The sequence below is a fragment of the uncultured Paraglaciecola sp. genome (assembly GCF_963977085.1).
Taxonomy (GTDB): Bacteria; Pseudomonadota; Gammaproteobacteria; order Enterobacterales; family Alteromonadaceae; genus Paraglaciecola.
The window spans coordinates 10,532-27,351 of sequence record NZ_CAXBNC010000003.1 but is presented as its reverse complement, the minus strand read 5'-3'; the positions used below and the strand labels follow the sequence as shown (position 1 = coordinate 27,351).

At 41.0% G+C, this 16,820-nt stretch carries 11 protein-coding genes; 8 read left to right on the top strand and 3 right to left on the bottom strand.

All coding sequences use genetic code 11. The features are described from left to right. Window positions 1–183: 183 nt before the first annotated feature. Both AAC000_RS04355 and can read right to left on the bottom strand, forming a co-directional pair. Window positions 184–660, bottom strand: coding sequence for a histidine phosphatase family protein (locus AAC000_RS04355; protein ID WP_339720429.1), 477 nt, complete (start codon window positions 658–660; stop codon window positions 184–186). A 4-nt stretch (window positions 661–664) separates the two neighbouring features. Next, the gene (gene can / locus AAC000_RS04350; RefSeq protein ID WP_339720427.1) at window positions 665–1,261 is read right to left on the bottom strand and encodes a carbonate dehydratase; all 597 of its coding nucleotides are present in this window, start codon (window positions 1,259–1,261) and stop codon (window positions 665–667) included. 281 nt (window positions 1,262–1,542) lie between these two features. On the opposite strand from can, the gene AAC000_RS04345 reads away from it, so the two are divergent. From AAC000_RS04345 to AAC000_RS04310, 8 genes are all read left to right on the top strand, one after another. Further along, window positions 1,543–3,054: an agmatinase family protein gene (locus AAC000_RS04345; protein WP_339720425.1), complete on the top strand. Its 1,512-nt coding sequence runs from the start codon at window positions 1,543–1,545 to the stop codon at window positions 3,052–3,054. Continuing rightward, window positions 3,051–4,520 carry an agmatinase family protein gene (locus tag AAC000_RS04340; RefSeq protein ID WP_339720423.1) on the top strand — a complete coding sequence of 490 codons (1,470 nt, stop codon included), beginning with the start codon at window positions 3,051–3,053 and terminating at the stop codon, window positions 4,518–4,520. Before AAC000_RS04345 ends, AAC000_RS04340 begins: the two co-directional genes overlap by 4 nt. Before the next feature lie 221 nt (window positions 4,521–4,741). After that, window positions 4,742–5,635 carry a response regulator gene (locus AAC000_RS04335; protein ID WP_339720421.1) on the top strand — a complete coding sequence of 298 codons (894 nt, stop codon included), beginning with the start codon at window positions 4,742–4,744 and terminating at the stop codon, window positions 5,633–5,635. 35 nt (window positions 5,636–5,670) lie between these two features. After that, window positions 5,671–7,209: a sulfotransferase gene (locus AAC000_RS04330; RefSeq protein WP_339720419.1), complete on the top strand. Its 1,539-nt coding sequence runs from the start codon at window positions 5,671–5,673 to the stop codon at window positions 7,207–7,209. A 276-nt stretch (window positions 7,210–7,485) separates the two neighbouring features. Further along, entirely contained in the window at window positions 7,486–9,957 is a 2,472-nt protein-coding gene (locus AAC000_RS04325; RefSeq protein WP_339720417.1) for a TonB-dependent receptor, read from the top strand. Between the two features lie 80 nt (window positions 9,958–10,037). Further along, the gene (locus AAC000_RS04320) at window positions 10,038–11,510 is read left to right on the top strand and encodes an agmatinase family protein (protein WP_339720416.1); all 1,473 of its coding nucleotides are present in this window, start codon (window positions 10,038–10,040) and stop codon (window positions 11,508–11,510) included. An 89-nt stretch (window positions 11,511–11,599) separates the two neighbouring features. Beyond that, window positions 11,600–12,382 carry a peptidylprolyl isomerase gene (locus tag AAC000_RS04315; protein WP_339720414.1) on the top strand — a complete coding sequence of 261 codons (783 nt, stop codon included), beginning with the start codon at window positions 11,600–11,602 and terminating at the stop codon, window positions 12,380–12,382. Beyond that, window positions 12,372–13,415 carry a HupE/UreJ family protein gene (locus AAC000_RS04310; RefSeq protein ID WP_339720413.1) on the top strand — a complete coding sequence of 348 codons (1,044 nt, stop codon included), beginning with the start codon at window positions 12,372–12,374 and terminating at the stop codon, window positions 13,413–13,415. The genes AAC000_RS04315 and AAC000_RS04310 overlap by 11 nt, the downstream gene beginning before the upstream one ends. Here AAC000_RS04310 and AAC000_RS04305 read toward each other — a convergent pair. Then, on the bottom strand, window positions 13,383–16,754 hold the full coding sequence (locus tag AAC000_RS04305) for an ATP-binding protein (protein WP_339720411.1): 3,372 nt from the start codon (window positions 16,752–16,754) through the stop codon (window positions 13,383–13,385). The genes AAC000_RS04310 and AAC000_RS04305 overlap by 33 nt on opposite strands. Window positions 16,755–16,820 lie beyond the last annotated feature (66 nt).

Sequence of the window (16,820 nt, the reverse complement as noted above, 5' to 3'; positions counted from 1 at the left end):
GTTATGCTTAGAATTTTTAGCTAACTCTTTAAGTAGCAACTTATAAAAACGCTTAGTCTGCTAAGTGCTTTTTCAAAAAGGCATTCATGCCCTCAAAAGCGATGTACCTATTGCGTTGGATTCAAGTTAATATTTTTTAAGGCAAATAAAAAAATAGTAATTGTATAGAGAAAAAGTGGGCGTTTATTTCGAAGGAATCTGAAAACTACTCAAACACAGCACTGAATTTTTGCTTTTAAGCACATAAATTGTGCCATATTCAGTTTCTTCTATGGTGATGCTGCCTCCGCCCATTAAAGCCAATAATTCCGGTGTGGTGTTGCTATGACCCACAACTAACACATGATCCTGTGTTTTTAATTCGCTAACCAATTCGGCTAAATTCCGAGGATCATAAACATTTGTTTCTAAGTTTTTTAACGCAGCAACAGGGCTGGCAGTCTCAAGAGTTCGGTTGTAATTAGTCGAATAAAGATGATTCAGAGTTTTATCCGTAAAAAACTCAGCTAGAGCAACGGCTCTGGCTTTTCCTACTTCGGTTAAACTGGGATTATCATTTTGTTGCTTTTCAAAATGACGTACAAAATACCATGTTTGTTGTTCAGCAAAGCTAAGTGTCGAGATAAGCAATAAACAACCACCTAGAAAATATCTGAACATTGACCTATTTCTCTTCTGTAACTTTTGATAAATCTTTTATTCGCCCATTACGCAAACTGTATATCCAGCTATGTACTTGTAATGATTGCCCTCGCTTGTGTGCATCTTTAACTATATTGCTTCGTTTAACATTATCAGCTTGTTCCAGCACATTTAGCTCACAAAGCCGAGCTGACTTTTCGTGCTCGTCAAGTCCGGAAAGCTCCTCTCGATGTTTATACCCAATATCCCTAATATGCCCTAACCAGTTGTCTATTAAGCCAAGCTGCTGATCTTGCAAGGCAGCTTCCACACCACCACAACCGTAATGGCCGCACACAATAACGTGTTTTACTTTCAGCACGTCCACCGCATATTGCAGTACAGACAAACAATTAAAATCAGTGTGAACCACTAAATTCGCTACATTACGGTGTACAAAAATATCACCGGGGATCAGACCCACAATTTGATTAGCAGGAACACGGCTATCAGAACAGCCTATCCATAAATATTCAGGTTTCTGACGTTTGGATAACTTGTTAAAAAATTCAGGATCGGTGCTTTTTAGCTCTTCCGACCATTGTTCGTTGTTTTGCAGAAGTTGTGTTATATCGCTCATTAACCCTCACCTTGTTGAGGCGCAGTATAAAGAAACTGACAAGCACCACAAGTCCAACCTCTATGACACTACTATTCGTATCAAGATGACTGCAGCAGAGCTTCTGTTATCTACGCTTATTATTGATAAATTTGTTTAAAGAGTAATGGGTTTTGCCGATAGTAACACCTTACTTCATAGGTGTTTTTAAACGCAAATATTAGATCTGCGTCATATGACTAATTGAGGAAGAGGACACAAAGTCAATAATAGAGCAACCTAAAAAAGCATAAGACAATCCTATGAATGAAACTAAATGTGCTTCTATCCTATTAGCTGCTGGCTTGTTATTCAGCTCGCCCCAGCTATTGGCAAAAGACTACGAAGAGACTGAAATTAAAGGGCCTGCAACACCCAGCAAAGCCGGAGTAGTGCCCGAAAATATTGATTCGGCGACGCCTGGCTTAATGCCTATTAAACCGCTGAAGGATATTCCTGAAAATGTACTAGCCATTCTTGACGCCTTACCAGAAGCGAAAAGCGAATTTATAAAAAGTGGTAAAAGCAGCGGTATATTAAAATCAGATATTCTATTTGATCTACTCAGCTCGGCTTCTGCCACTGAGGCCGAAGAATATGTTGATACCATAATATCCATCCACGACCAGGTGGAATTTAAAAAAGGACGAGATATTGAATCGATAGAACTTAACAAAGACTCTCCTGAATTTAATAGCTGGCGTTTAAAACGACCTCAGACGATGAACCCCGACAGAGAAGCGGGCCCAATTTCATTAGGCCGTTACTTAGGTGGTGGTCGTTCAGGCATTCCAACCTTTGCCAATGCACCCGTTGCCCTTACACCTGAAGATTTAATAGCCGGTAAGGTCGATGTGGCAATACTAGGAGCACCTTTGGATATGGGATCTGGATGGCGAGATGCTATACATGGTCCAAGAGCAATGCGAATGCTACGCAGAGGTACGGGAGGCCACGACGTATCAACCCTAATCAATCCAAGTTCTGTACTCAACATAGTGGATTATGGCAACGTTGCGATTGACCAATTAAGCACCGAACGCAGTGTACAAGAAGTGCGCTCTATGGTTCGCGAAATTGCTGAAACGGGCGCTATCCCCATCATTATTGGTGGAGACCATTCCCTCGAATATCCAAATGTTGCAGCCATGGCAGACGTCTATGGCAAAGGCAAGATAGCGGTTGTACATTTTGATGCACATTTAGATACTGGAAGAGGACGAGTTCATTTACTTAGTCATGGGCAACCAATTTATCGACTGATGAAAGAAGCGCACGTGCGCCCCGAAGATTTTATACAGGTAGGTTTACGGGCTCACTATAGTAAAAGTTATTATGAGTGGGAAAAAGAAATCGGAATGAAATATCACACTATGGCTGAAGTTGAACGCCGTGGGTGGGATGACGTAATGGAAAGAGTCATCAAAGAAGCAACCGAGAATACAGATTATCTCTATGTCTCTTTTGATGTGGACGTGCTTGACCCAGCATTTCAGCCCGGTACAGGCACCCCTGTTTCAGGCGGATTAACAATGCGCGAGGCTATCCCAATTGTTCGTAGACTTTGTGCTGAAACAAAATTAGTGGGCTTTGATATTGTCGAGCTTGCACCGGCTCTTGACTCAACTTATGTCAGTGCGCTGAATGCAAACAGTTTGATGTTTGCCTGCATGACCGGTATTGCCATGCATAAAAAAGGCATAACCGAAAAAGGCTATATAAGCGAGCTTTCATCAGAGCATGGTCAAGACGATTATTATGGAGATAAGAAATGAGCCTTAAAACATATCTACCCAATACCTCTCTATCTTCGATAGTGATTTCAATGACTGCAATCTGGTTATCTGCATGCGCCAATAACATAGATAATAGTGTTTCCTCTAACGTCAAATTACCCCCTACAGACAATGTGAAACTGCAGCTTTTAACCGACGAGGAATTAGCATTTCTGCGAGATCCAAAACGTTTACGTTGGTTTAATCTGACTGAAGAAAAAGTGCTCAATCAATTGGCCCAACGAGATGAGCAAGGGGTTAAACAATACGTAACCGATATGATGGCAACTATGCGTGCCGCTAGTTTTCAAGATGGCCAAGACAGTACCAGCAACATTAAAAACGGTATTCTCGAGCCTTTATCAACGACAGCTGATGCAACGAGCATTCCTCTGAATGTTGATGCACAAGGTTATAATAAAAGTAAAATTATTCAGCCAGCCATATTCGACAAATACAAACGCACACCTGGCCCTATCAATTTGCAGCGATATATAAATGAACAAGATGGTATCCCTACTTTTGCAGACGCACCAGTCGCGATACGTACTGAAGATTTAGTAGCTGGACAAGTGGAAGTTGCCTTTGTTGGCGTACCGCTTGCGCTAGGTTCTGGATGGCGTGATTCACAACATGCCCCAACTGTGCTCAGAGGTATGTATGGCCTTGGCGGTTATGACATAGCGGGAGGCGTTGATCCAACCCTCACTCTTAGCATCGCCGATTTTGGCAATATCGCCACCTCTTACTTGAGTACCGAACTCAATATTAACCATATCCGCGAGCAAGTTTCAGCCATGATAGAGGCGGGGACTATTCCGTTTATTGTTGGTGGTGACCACTCTATTATGTATCCCAATGTAGCTGCCATGTCTGATAAATACGGTAAATCCGCGTTTAGCGTGGTGCAACTTGACGCACATTTTAACGGTTCTCGTGGTTTAGACCATTATTACTCAGACGTACAAAGTGTGTCGCGTTTAATCGAAGATCAAATCATTGAACCTACAAATTTAATTCAAGTAGGCCTTAGAGGACCTTCTCAAGATAAAGAAGCACTTGAATGGCTGCGCGAAATCGGTGTGAAGTACCACACTATGGTTGAAGTAGAGGAAAAAGGCTGGGAGACAGTACAGAGTAATACTATTGCACAAGCTAAAGGGACTGAATCAACTTTTGTCTCTTTTGATATGAGCGTATTAGACCCCGCATATGCGCCAGGAGCAGGCAGACCCATACCTGGTGGTCTTTCTATCCTTCAAGCCCGTTCCTTAGTGCGCCGTTTGTGTGCAGAAACCAAGGTAATAGGCTTTGAATTGTTAGATGTTGCACCATATTTGGACACGTCCTACAAAACAGCACTAAATGCTAATTACATTATGCATGCTTGTTTAACCGGTATCGCCATGCGAAAACAAGGCATAACAGGCACTAACAGCTTGGATCCCTTGGCCTTTCAACCCTAACGCAGCGGCATTAAGGTAGACGTGAATAAATAATTAGCGGAATAAAACAATATTATCCATTTAGGGAATAATACTTGCTTTTAACATTGCTTAACAAAAGCAATTGATGCGGGTTTTATTCTCTAAATGGTGCAATCCTATTGACGTTTATGGTGCAGCGTTTTTTAAACGCTTTTAAAATTCCCTCAAACAATAATAGATTAAAGCAGTGTTGATAATTTATGTATACGGTTCTTGTAGTAGATGACTCGCCTGATTCGCTGAGTTTGATAAATGATATTTTAGAAAAAGAAGGTATTAGCACTTTGGTAGCCCTCGAAGGGAGCCAAGCCATCACAATTGCAGAACAAATAAAGCCTGACATTATTTTGCTCGATGCGGTGATGCCTAAAATGGACGGATTCGAAACCTGTATTCGTTTAAAACAAAACCGGCTTTTGAATCATATTCCAGTTGTCTTTATGACTGGCCTGAAAGAATCAGACAATGTGTTAAAAGGCTTGAACGCAGGAGGGGTTGATTACATCACTAAACCCGTTAACCCTGAAGAGCTGATCGCACGCATTAAAACTCACATCAATAATGCACAAATAACCTCAAGTGCACAAAAAGCATTGGACAGCATTGGGCAAACCCTATTTTCAGTCAGTAAAACAGGCCAATTAATGTGGGCCACACCACAAACTCACAATTTTTTGTCAACCATCCCCCATGCTGACGACTGGTTAAGCGAGCAATTGCTGCCCTTTGTAGCTGACATAACACGCGGGCCCGTAAAAAATGGCTCTACCTTTAAATTAAAATATGAAGGTGGCTCCTGTGAGTTAGCCTTAGTCTCCAGCCAACCTTCTGGAGACTGCACCTTTCGTATTGGACTCTATACCGAAACATTAACGGGTGAAGAGGTATTAAAATCAAAGCTCAGCATTACCAGTCGAGAGTCTGAAGTACTTTACTGGTTGTCTAATGGCAAAACGAATAAAGAAATTGCCATTATATTAAACATAGGCTCTCGTACCGTAAATAAACATTTAGAGCAGGTGTTTTCCAAATTAGGGGTTGAAAATAGAACCACAGCAGCGGGTATCGCTATTCGCACATTGGCGCAGTCTTAGGGTTATCTTCAGTGCTATTAACTCACAAAAAAAACATGCAAAAACAAGCCTTTAGTGCATTTACACAAGGCGATATAAAAACCGCCCATAGCCTAAGTGTTGAGGTTATTTCCCACGACCCTAACGCCGACGAGTCGTATTTTTTGCTAGCGCTAATTAACGTGCAAATCCATCAATATGTAAAAGCGGGCGAACTCTTCAAACACGCCATTAAAATTAATGATTGCATACGATATCGAGTAGAATTAGCGAAAGTTTATTCATTGCAAGGTATTTCAGATGCTGTCATAGCGATTGTTAATACTATTGATATTCACCAAGTGAAATCATTTTCACAACTCAACACCTTAGGCGTAACACTGAGTATAGTGGGTTTACATAGTCAGGCTTTGGCCTGTTTTGAACGAGCCATAGATCAAAAGCCAGCACCCGAAACCCTTTATAATTATGCGGTATCTGCGAAATTCTGTGGACAGTATAAACAAGCAACAAAGGCGCTTAATCAAGCCATTGCGCTGAAACCCGGTTACCATCAGGCACATTTTGCTTTGGCTGATTTGACAGAAGGAACGGCTTCACAAGCTCATATTGTGACTTTGCAAAATTTATTATCATCCGAAAAACTTAGCACAGAACAAACTATGCATTTAAGTCATGCACTGGCCAAAGAGTTCGAAAAACAAAAAGAATACGGTTTAGCCTATCAGACCTTGCTACAAGCAAAGCAGCAGAAAAAAGTCCACTCGCCTTACCAACGTTCGGCTGATAGCCAGTTATTTGAAGGGCTTAAAGCTGTCTTAGAAAAACCCGTTACTCCTAGCAACTCAAATCTAGGTAATAATAGTGAACGGCCAATTTTTGTTGTAGGCATGCCCCGCTCAGGTACCACTTTGGTAGAACGAATCTTATCGACTCATAGCCAAGTGACTTCAGGGGGTGAATTAGAGGATTTTAGCTTATTGATGAAACATGCAAGTCAATCAGCGAGTCATTCAGTACTTGATGCTAAGGTGTTTTCTGCACACAACAATATCGACTTTGCAACCTTAGCCAAAGCCTATTTAACCCGAACCGCACACATTGGTAAAGGCCAAGGTAAGTTTGTGGACAAACTTCCCTTTAACTTTTTTTATCTACCCTTTATTCGCAAGGCTTTTCCTAAAGCTCGAATAATATGCTTAATGAGAAATCCCCTTGATACCTGCGTGGGAAACTTCAAACAACTTTTTTCTATCAACAACCCTCATTATAACTACACCCAAAGTTTGGAAGATTGTGCGTGGTTTTACCAACAGTTTGAAGCTTGGGTGAGTACTTGGTCAAACCAAGACACACAATATACGCATATGCTTCATTACGAAGAATTAGTCGCTAACCCTGAATTACATATAGGGCAATTGCTGGAATTTTGTAATTTACCTTGGGAACCTGAGTGTTTAAATATCCAAAGCAATACTTCACCAGTGTCGACAGCAAGTAAAATGCAAGTGAGGGAGCCGATTAATCAAAAATCAGTGGGAAGATGGACAAATTTTAGGCCTTACACATCACAAATTGAAACAATTTTCTTATAACTGAATAAAATTGAAATAGCCCTGCGCGCCTTTAAATATAGACATCAACAAACAGTCACCTCTAAATTCAAAATACTGAATGTAAAATCTTTGTTCAATTCTAAGTCAAATGACGTAGACACCGAGGGAAATACACGAGTTCTCAAGTTATACCGCTAACAACATAATGACATGGCAGTGAAATGGAAAGCTGAAATAAGCATTTAGAACATTTTAATTTTACGGTTTTTCTGAACTGCCACGAAATAACTGAACAGCATAATAAGAGACTCACATATGAAGATTACAGGTCAAAACAAACCCAGCAAAGTCGCCATGGCAATCAGTATCGCTCTTTTACCTATTAGTGGATTGTTGACCAGTCAAACTGCATCTGCACAAGAAGTGCCGCTAAGTGCAGCCATTAGCTCAGTAGAAAGAATTGAAGTAACCGCTACAAGACGTTCTGGCACAGTACAAGATGTCCCAATTAATATTTCTGCGCTTTCACCCGACTTAATTGAACAACAAGACATAAGTGAGCTAGAAGACATTGCAAAATGGGTACCTGGCTTAACTATTACTGACCAAGGTGGACGGTATGATGCCCCCATCATAGTCAGAGGTTTAAACACCAACTCATCGGGTCCTGGCTCAGACGGAGGAACCGTAGCGACCTACGTTGGCGAGATACCTTTATTCGTAAACATGCGATTAATTGACATGCAACGTGTTGAAGTACTAATTGGACCTCAAGGCACTTTATATGGTGCAGGTACCTTAGGGGGCGCGCTTCGTTACATCCCAAATCCAGTTGAACTCGATATGACATCAGGTTCTATCTTTGGAGATATTTCGCAAACAACAGAAAGTGATAGTCTAGCGGGAGAGGGTGGTTTCGTATTCAATTTACCCTTGATATCCGACGAGCTAGGTGTACGTATGTCATTAAACTACTTAAATGACCCTGGTTTCATGGACTATACCCATGTTGTAAACGAACCTGGCGTATCGTTACCGGATCCTGATTGGACTGATCCTGAAGCTGTTGCTGCTAACTTACACTCAGTCGCTGACGCGAATGGCGAAAAAACCTTAACAGGAAGAATTGCTCTACGCTGGCAGCCTTCTGAATGGTTTGATAGTACTTTGTCTTACTTTTATCAAAATATGGAATTAGAAGGCCGCTCTATATCTCAGTACAATTCACTTTCGTCAGAAAGTGAATTGTATGGCACAGTGGGTAAATACGAATCTGCCTATCGCTATTTAGAACCATTTGAACGTAAAAATGATCTACTAAGCTTAGAAATGAGTGTTGATTTAGGCTTTGCAGAACTAGTTTCTGCAACAGGTATTACTTCTACAGAAAGAAGTGGAGCCCGTGACCAAACCGACTTACTCATCCGCCTTGCTTATGGATACGAAGAATTTCCTGCCTTTGCAGCCTATACCGATGACGTATCCTCTGATGACACATTTACCCAAGAAGTACGCTTAGTATCAACTTCTGACAGTGCATTTACTTGGATAGTTGGCGGTTATTACAATAAGGCCGAGGGTGAAGGTTATAGTAAAGAACTGACCCCAGGTTTTGATGAGTTTGCCATCGATGTATGGGGAGCCTCTGGTAGCTTGCGTCCTGACTCAATTGAGTATTACTCTCGCAGTGAAAACGAACTGACTGAAAAAGCAATATTTGGTGAATTGAGTTATCAAATAACAGATGACTGGGACGTAACCATTGGAGCAAGAAAATATTGGTATGACGTGTCAGCTTCTTCAGCGGTTGATTTACCTTTATATTACACCGTATTTGGTGACAGAAGTCCTGATTCGTTGGAGTTTGACTATGACACTGTTGCAAACTCAAACGATGGTAACCTATTCAAAATAAACACTAGCTACAAAATTAACGATGACATGTTGGCTTACATGACCATTAGTGAGGGTTTTCGTATAGGTGGTGCTAACGATGTAGCAGCCTGCCCCTCTAATATTGACGAAATTGAAACCCAAATCATATGTGCACTGCCTAACGAGCAACTCTATTTACCAGATACAACTACCAACTATGAATTAGGCCTAAAAACATCTTGGTTTAAAAACAAGTTTTATCTAAATGCGGCGTTGTTTAATGTTGACTGGGACGACGCTCAAGTAAGTGGCGCGACCGTTAATGGGTCGGTAGGGTACACAGCTAATGCTGAAGGCGCTAACTCAAAAGGGTTTGAGTTGTCATCAAGAGCGGTTTTTGACGATATTTCTGTTTACGCCACTTACTCTTATGCCAAGGCTGAACTCAAAGCAGACGCACCGTATTTATTCGGCGTCTTTGATGAAGACGTTCAATACTGGTATGACGGTGCTGACGGAGACCGTTTACCGGGCTCTCCAGAAAGCTCCTTCTCTTTAGGTATAGTGTATACGGGTGAAGTCATGGGTAAGATGCTGGACCTATCTTATGGCTTAACGGGACAAAGTGATGTGTACTCAAAAGTAGGTTTAAAAGATGACGGTGAAGTATTACCAGGCTATGGACTGAGTAATATTACCGCTAAATTATCGGATGAAAGTTGGTCAGTGACTTTTTATGTCAACAACCTATTTAATAAATACACTTTTACATCAGTTAGAGGCGACTTAAGTCAAGTCGGTTTAGGTAAAGAAATCGACCAAAATCGCTATGATTTAACTAGGGGCTATGGACATTATGTCAATACTCCGAGAACTGTAGGCTTGAAATTTAAATATAACTTTGAGCTCTAGTTGCAACAATTGGTCTAGTAAACAGCGGGGAATTCCCCGCTTTTTACTAGATAAATTAACTGATAGTAAAGAAGATGATTATGCCTAAATACAATAAATCGGTTTTGTCATTAATGATGGTTTGCTCACTTATATCAAGTGTTAACTCATTTGCAGATGACCTCACAGATTTGAACATGCCAGCCTCATTTGAAGCAAAAATAAAACACATTTCAACCACTAAAATAGACATCCTAAAATCCCCTCTACCAGCAATGTTATTAGGCAGTATGGAGCGATTTTATAAAGCCATGGAAGGAAAAACCCCTGAAGAAATTGAGCAATTTCTTGATGGAATGATTGAAGTTGAACAAGCAAATCAATTCAACCCCGACACCGACATGGCGTCAATTCCACTTAATACCGAATCGAAACAATTTAATGCTTGGAAAGTAAAACGTCCACAAAGTCTAAATCCCAAACGTGAACCAGGCCCCATCCACTTAAGTCGTTATATGCAATCGCGCCGTGCAGGTATTCGTACTTTTGCCGATGCACCTGTTGCTATTTATCCAGAAGACTTAATTGCTGGTAATGTTGATGTTGCCATAGTGGGTGCACCACTCGATATGGGATCTTACTATCGTGGCCAGCGGTTTGGTCCACAAGCCATGCGTAATGAGTACGGTGCTGGCGGTGTTGATATGAATACTATGGTTAACCCTAGCAAAGTATTGAATATTGTTGATTATGGAGATATTGCCATCGACAATATGAGTACTGAAATTTCTGTACATCATGTTAGAGAGCGAATCAAAGAAATTGCTGAAACAGGCACTATCCCCTTTATTGTAGGCGGTGACCATAGCTTAGAATACCCTGACATTGCAGGTTTGGCAGATGTTCACGGAAAAGGCAGCTTTGGTGTGGTACATTTTGATTCACATTACGATGCTGGTAAAAACAACCCCCATTGGTTGACTCATGGACAGCCTGTTTATCGTGCGGTTAAAGAAGGGCATGTTAATCCAGAGAACTTTATTCAAGTAGGTTTGCGAGGCCCATGGCCAAGTGCTGAGGGTTTTGAGTGGATGCGCAATAACGGAATGCGTTACCACACTATGGCTGAAATTGAAAAAAAGAGCTGGAAAGAAGTAATGAAAACGGCCTTGGCAGAAGCACGTGAAGGTGGCAAAAAGCTATTTATTTCATTTGATGTAGATGTGATTGATCCCGCTTTTATTCCCGGCACTGGTACACCCGTGCCAGGTGGTTTAAACATGAGAGAAGCTATCCCAATTGTTCGAGCACTGTGCTCAGAAAACGACATGGTTGGTTTTGAAATAGTGGAACTGGATCCATTACTAGATCCAACCTATCGTTCGGCCCTAAATGCTAACTTTATAATGCACGCTTGCCTAACGGGTATTGCTATGCGCCGTGAAGGTATTACCAATGGTGATTATTGGTCGGAACTGACCACCGAACATATGCAACCCATGGCCGGTGAAAAAGGACGTGAGCAAAATCTACGTGAAGTGGTAGATTTTGACTACGCCAAACCGAAACAATAACCTAGATAAATACGCAAAAAGCATGAAGGTAAGTGGCTGAAAAGCCTCTTGCCTTCTTATGGTTAAGACGAATTAAGTTGAGAGAATATATGATAAGAAAGCTGTTTCAAGACCCTTTAGTTTTATTTGTTTTTTTCGGCGCGTTGGTGTTTTCTATTTATGCCTATCTTGAGCAAAGTGATAATAATCCGGTGGAATTAAGTGATAGAAACAGACAGTTATTTACCGAACAATTTGAACTGTTAACCGGTAGACAAGCGACACAAGCGGATATTGCTAAAATAGAGAATGATTATATTCAAGAAGAAATATTATTTAGAGAGGCTTTGGAAGCAGGTATTCATTTAGGTAACCCTGAAATACGCGGCACCTTGGTAGAAGAAATGCGCTACCAAGCCACTGGTATCTTTAATGAACCAACAGAAGAACAACTCGTACAGTATTACCTCAAACATATTCAACGATACGTCATAGAACCAGCCATCAGTTTTCAACATGTATTTTTTAATCAATCCCCTGATAAAAGCATGCTTACATTGCTAGCCAATGGAGAAAAAGTGACAGGTGATGAATTTTGGCGTGGACGGATTTTACCAGACTACGGCATAAGTATGATCAGAGGAATGTTTGGTAAAGACTTTTTAGAGCGTCTACAAACGGAGCCTTTGGATACTTGGTATGGCCCCCAAAAATCAATGCTAGGTTGGCATTTTGTAAAAGTAATAGGGACACAGGCAGCCTCACCACTCACCTTTGCAGAAGCCAAAATGCAAGTACAAAACGATTACACTGTTGATGCAATAGCCACTTCTATTGATGACTACATTAGTCAATTTGGTGACAAATATCAGGTTATCCGTCATGTTAATTAAGCGTATAACCCAGTTATTTAAAGTCGTTTTTTTTGCTACGGGATTAACTTTGGTATCAGCCTTACCGGCAATTGCTGACGTTTTTGTATCTGCAGATTTTAGAATTACTCCTGGCGAAGAAACAGGTTCCTATGTATTAAACGCACAATTACCAACTGCTATCATAAATAACACCGATGTGGTTTTTCCAGAGTCTTGTACTTTACAGGGGTTTAATCGCCAAGCATTTGCCGATAAAACTCAGCTAAGGTACGACTTTCAATGTACTCAAGCTTTTAATCAAAACGCCGCAATCATCACTCCTTGGTTTATTGACGGTGCTAAAGTGTTATTGAACATAGATGGCCAATCTACCAGCTTCACTCTTAAACGCAGTTTAGATACCACAGAAATCCCCCTTAACCATACAACTGAGTTAACACTCAGTAAAAGCGAAACCGTAAAACGTTACTTGTGGCAAGGAATGTTGCACATTTGGTTTGGCTGGGATCACCTAGCCTTCGTTTTGTGCTTGTGTTTACTCGCTAGTCATTGGCGTTTACTTACACTTATTACCACTTTTACAGTCGGGCATTCTCTCACTTTAGCCCTAGCGTATTACCAAGTAGTCAATATACCTATCGCGCCTATAGAAATACTCATCGCTTTTTCGATTATGTTAATGGCGCGTGAAGCACTGGTGAGTATGAAATGGAAGCGCTTAGGTTTGCCAACAAAGGCGTTGACTGCTTCGGTGGGCATAGTGCTTCTTTTTGGCTTAATTCATGGTTTAGGCTTTGCCAGTGCCTTATCAGAACTAGGCGTACCGCAAAATGAAATAGGCTTAGCATTGCTGTTTTTTAACCTAGGCGTAGAAGCAGGACAAATACTGTTTATTGCGGCTCTGTATGCGCTATCAAGAGTCTTTTTAACACTTAAAAATAAACAAATTGATTTCTATTTACGCATCAGCGTTTTATACGTCGTCGGTATTCTTGGTTCATTTTGGGTATTTGAACGCCTACTCGGATTTCCCTTTGCTAACCTCAGTTAAGTCATCAAGAGTCTGAATGATTTTTTGAAATTGGCACTGTTGAGCAAAATCTCTTAGGGATTGGTAAGCCTTATCCGGAAATGTATATTCTTCATTAATTTTATTCAGTTTACTGGTAAAGCCGGATAAGTAACCAATTTCTGCTAAAACTTTTAACGCATTGTATTGATTTTTACCCGTGATAGGTTTGGTTGTTATGGGAATTGTGGCGTCGATTACCACGGGTTCATCTATGTCGTGTATCCAAGTTAAATTGAGCCAATGCCCTACTTTTTCTAGCAGTGCATTCACCATAAAAGGTTTTACTAGGTAGTCATTGTGACGACCAATGGCCGTATTAGATACTTCTAGATCTCTTACATTGGCAGACACTATGACAATAGGCTGATTAAAACCGGCGTCCCGCATTTGTTTGGCCGCTTGCCAACCGTTAACATCGGGCATTTTTAAATCAAGTAATATCAAGTCTATTGATTTGTGGTTTAACGCCGACATGGCACTAAACGCTGAATCTGCCGTTTCTACAATAAAGCCAACTGGGCGCATAATATCCCGTATCAGATCTCGCTGAGCCTGTTCGTCATCGACTACCAATATACGTTTAGCTTCGCCTTCGTATCCATTTATACTGCTTTGCGCAATACCTTCGTTTTGAATGGGCTCAATTTTTGGGAGTAAAAGACTCAATTTAAAAATACTACCTTTACCGACTTCACTTTTAACACTGATATCTCCCCCCATTAATTCTGCAAGTGCACTCGATATCGTTAGGCCCAAGCCTGTACCAGCAGTCTTATTTTGGCTTTCTAACACTCGCTCAAAGGGTTTAAAAATAATCTCTTGGTCGCTAGGAGAAATGCCTTCTCCGGTATCTTCAATTGAAAAATATGCCACTTCATTTCGGTACTTAAGGCTAAAACAAACAGAGCCTTGTTGGGTAAATTTAATGGCATTAGATATCAAATTAATCAAAATTTGTCGTAACCGCTGTTTATCTACTGTGACATAGTCGGGAAGATACCCAGGGAAGTGATAGGTAAAATCTAACCCTTTCGATACCGCTTGTAAGCGAAACATATTGACCAACTGCTCAAGTAAGGGGCGCAACTGCACTTCATCTCGATGCACATACAAACGACCCGCTTCAATTTTTGATACTTCCAAAACGCCCTCAATAAGATCAGCTAAATGTTCACCATTGCGTTTCATAGTATTAATTGAGAGACGCGTTTCTTGGCTGAGGGTGGCGTCTTTTGACAATAATTGTGCGTAACCTAATAAGATATTGAGCGGAGTACGTAATTCATGACTTAAGCCAGCTAAATAGCGACTTTTTGCTTGGTTTGCTGATTCAGATGACTTAATAGCAAGTTGATAAGCCTTACTGGTTTTTTCATGGGCACTGACTTCATTGGCCAATGCTGTGGTTTGTCCTCTAAGTTCAGTCAATGCCTCACGGTTACTGGTTCTAGCAAGCGTAAACAACCAACTAACCACACCAACAACGATTAGAATAAAAAAGAAGGTTTTGATTAATAACGACACAAAAATTGCGTCTTGCTGGGCATTGGCGGCCGGCATTTGTTTGTAAATTAAAAACAATATAAGTGCAATGATACTACTGAGTATGGTGGTCAATAGGGCCCATTGGGCTATTGATGTAGAGAATACGTTAGTCGTTTTTTCACTGAAATAGCGCTTAAGGACCGCGCGAACTTGTGCGGAAAACGTAGCATCGCTTCTGCATTTATCACCACACCACACATCAAGAGAACAACACAAAGAACATATAGTTTGATGATAAGCAGGGCAATACGCCATGTCTTGTTCATCAAATTGATTTTCACAAATGCAACATGTAGGTTCTACTTTTAGCGTTTCCTCAGGATGAGTGTCCTCTACCAAATAGTATTTACCCTTAGTAATAATACCTATGATGGGAACTGTAATGAATGGAATCAAAAATGCAATATACGAACCTAAAGCTTGAGCCAACTCCCCCATTAATCCTGAATGAGCAACAAACCCCGCAACCGAAGCAATAATCATTGAAAAAGTACCAACAGGATTAATGTCATAAAGCTTAGAGCGCCTAAACTCTATATGCGGCGGACTTATGCCTAATGGTTTATTAATGATGAGATCAGCAACCACTGAACTTAGCCAGGCTAAGACCAGCACCGAATAGACTTGCAGCATACTCTCAATCGTTTGATACACACCTAGTTCCATTAGGAGCAAAGCAATTAGAATATTAAATACCATCCACACGACTCGCCCAGGATGGTTATGAGTTAAACGGCTAAAAAAGTTTGACCAAGCTAACGAGCCAGCATAGGCGTTGGCCACGTTAATTTTCAATTGCGACAAAATAACAAAAATCGCCGCTATGGCCACACTAAAAGTATGTTCGTTGAGAATGTATCCAAAAGCGATTTGATACATATGGGCTGGATCACTTGCAAGTGAGCGATCAATACCTTGCTGTAAAATAAAGTAAGCTAAAAATGATCCTAGAAACAGTTTTGCGGCACCAACAATCACCCAGCCAGGCCCAGCAAAAATAACGGCCAACCACCATTTTAACGGTTTTTTATCTTCTGATGTGGCAGGTAAGAAACGCAAAAAATCGACTTGTTCACCTATTTGCGCAACCAATGCAAGTAACACCGCTGACGCACCGCCGAATAAAAGAATATTAAAGCTTGCGCCACTTTCACCGGCATCGCCGGTAAAATTGATCCATTCGCTCACATTGCTGGCTGGGTGATTAAATACGTATAACAAAGGTAACAGTTGCAACACCAACCAAATGGGCTGTGTCCACACCTGAAAGCGGCTAATGTTGGTGATCCCATGGGATACCAAAGGAATCACCACCAATGCACTGATGGCATAACCTACCGACAGTGGAATGTTTAGCCATAAAAGCAAAGCCATGGCCATTATAGCGGCTTCTAAAGCAAAAAAAATGAAGGTAAAAGACGCATAAATAAGCGAAGTAATAGTAGAGCCCATATAACCAAAACCAGCGCCCCTACTGAGCAAGTCAGCATCGATGCCATACCTAGCGGCATAATAACTAATAGGCAAACCACTTATAAATATAACTACCACTAACGCCACTATTGCCCAAGCAGCGTTAATAAACCCGTAATTTAATGTAATTGCACCACCTATAGCCTCAAGCACCATAAAAGAAATGATGCCTAGAGCAGTAATCGCAATACGTGAATAAGACCATTTACGGGCCCGTTTTGAGGTGTAGCGTAACGCAAAATCTTCCATCATTTCGTTTGCTACTAGCTGGGTATAAGTACGTCTAGTAAAGGAAGACACCTGCTTTACAGGGATACTTTGATGCGGATGTTTGGCTTTAATGTGCTGAATACCTGTAATGAGGAA

Excerpts from the sequence above, each read along its gene's own strand:
- AAC000_RS04355 (WP_339720429.1), bottom strand. The coding sequence starts at position 660 with ATGTTCAGATATTTTCTAGGTGGTTGTTTATTGCTTATCTCGACACTT.
- can (WP_339720427.1), bottom strand. The coding sequence starts at position 1,261 with ATGAGCGATATAACACAACTTCTGCAAAACAACGAACAATGGTCGGAA.
- AAC000_RS04345 (WP_339720425.1), top strand. The coding sequence starts at position 1,543 with ATGAATGAAACTAAATGTGCTTCTATCCTATTAGCTGCTGGCTTGTTA.
- AAC000_RS04340 (WP_339720423.1), top strand. The coding sequence starts at position 3,051 with ATGAGCCTTAAAACATATCTACCCAATACCTCTCTATCTTCGATAGTG.
- AAC000_RS04335 (WP_339720421.1), top strand. The coding sequence starts at position 4,742 with ATGTATACGGTTCTTGTAGTAGATGACTCGCCTGATTCGCTGAGTTTG.
- AAC000_RS04330 (WP_339720419.1), top strand. The coding sequence starts at position 5,671 with ATGCAAAAACAAGCCTTTAGTGCATTTACACAAGGCGATATAAAAACC.
- AAC000_RS04325 (WP_339720417.1), top strand. The coding sequence starts at position 7,486 with ATGAAGATTACAGGTCAAAACAAACCCAGCAAAGTCGCCATGGCAATC.
- AAC000_RS04320 (WP_339720416.1), top strand. The coding sequence starts at position 10,038 with ATGCCTAAATACAATAAATCGGTTTTGTCATTAATGATGGTTTGCTCA.
- AAC000_RS04315 (WP_339720414.1), top strand. The coding sequence starts at position 11,600 with ATGATAAGAAAGCTGTTTCAAGACCCTTTAGTTTTATTTGTTTTTTTC.
- AAC000_RS04310 (WP_339720413.1), top strand. The coding sequence starts at position 12,372 with ATGTTAATTAAGCGTATAACCCAGTTATTTAAAGTCGTTTTTTTTGCT.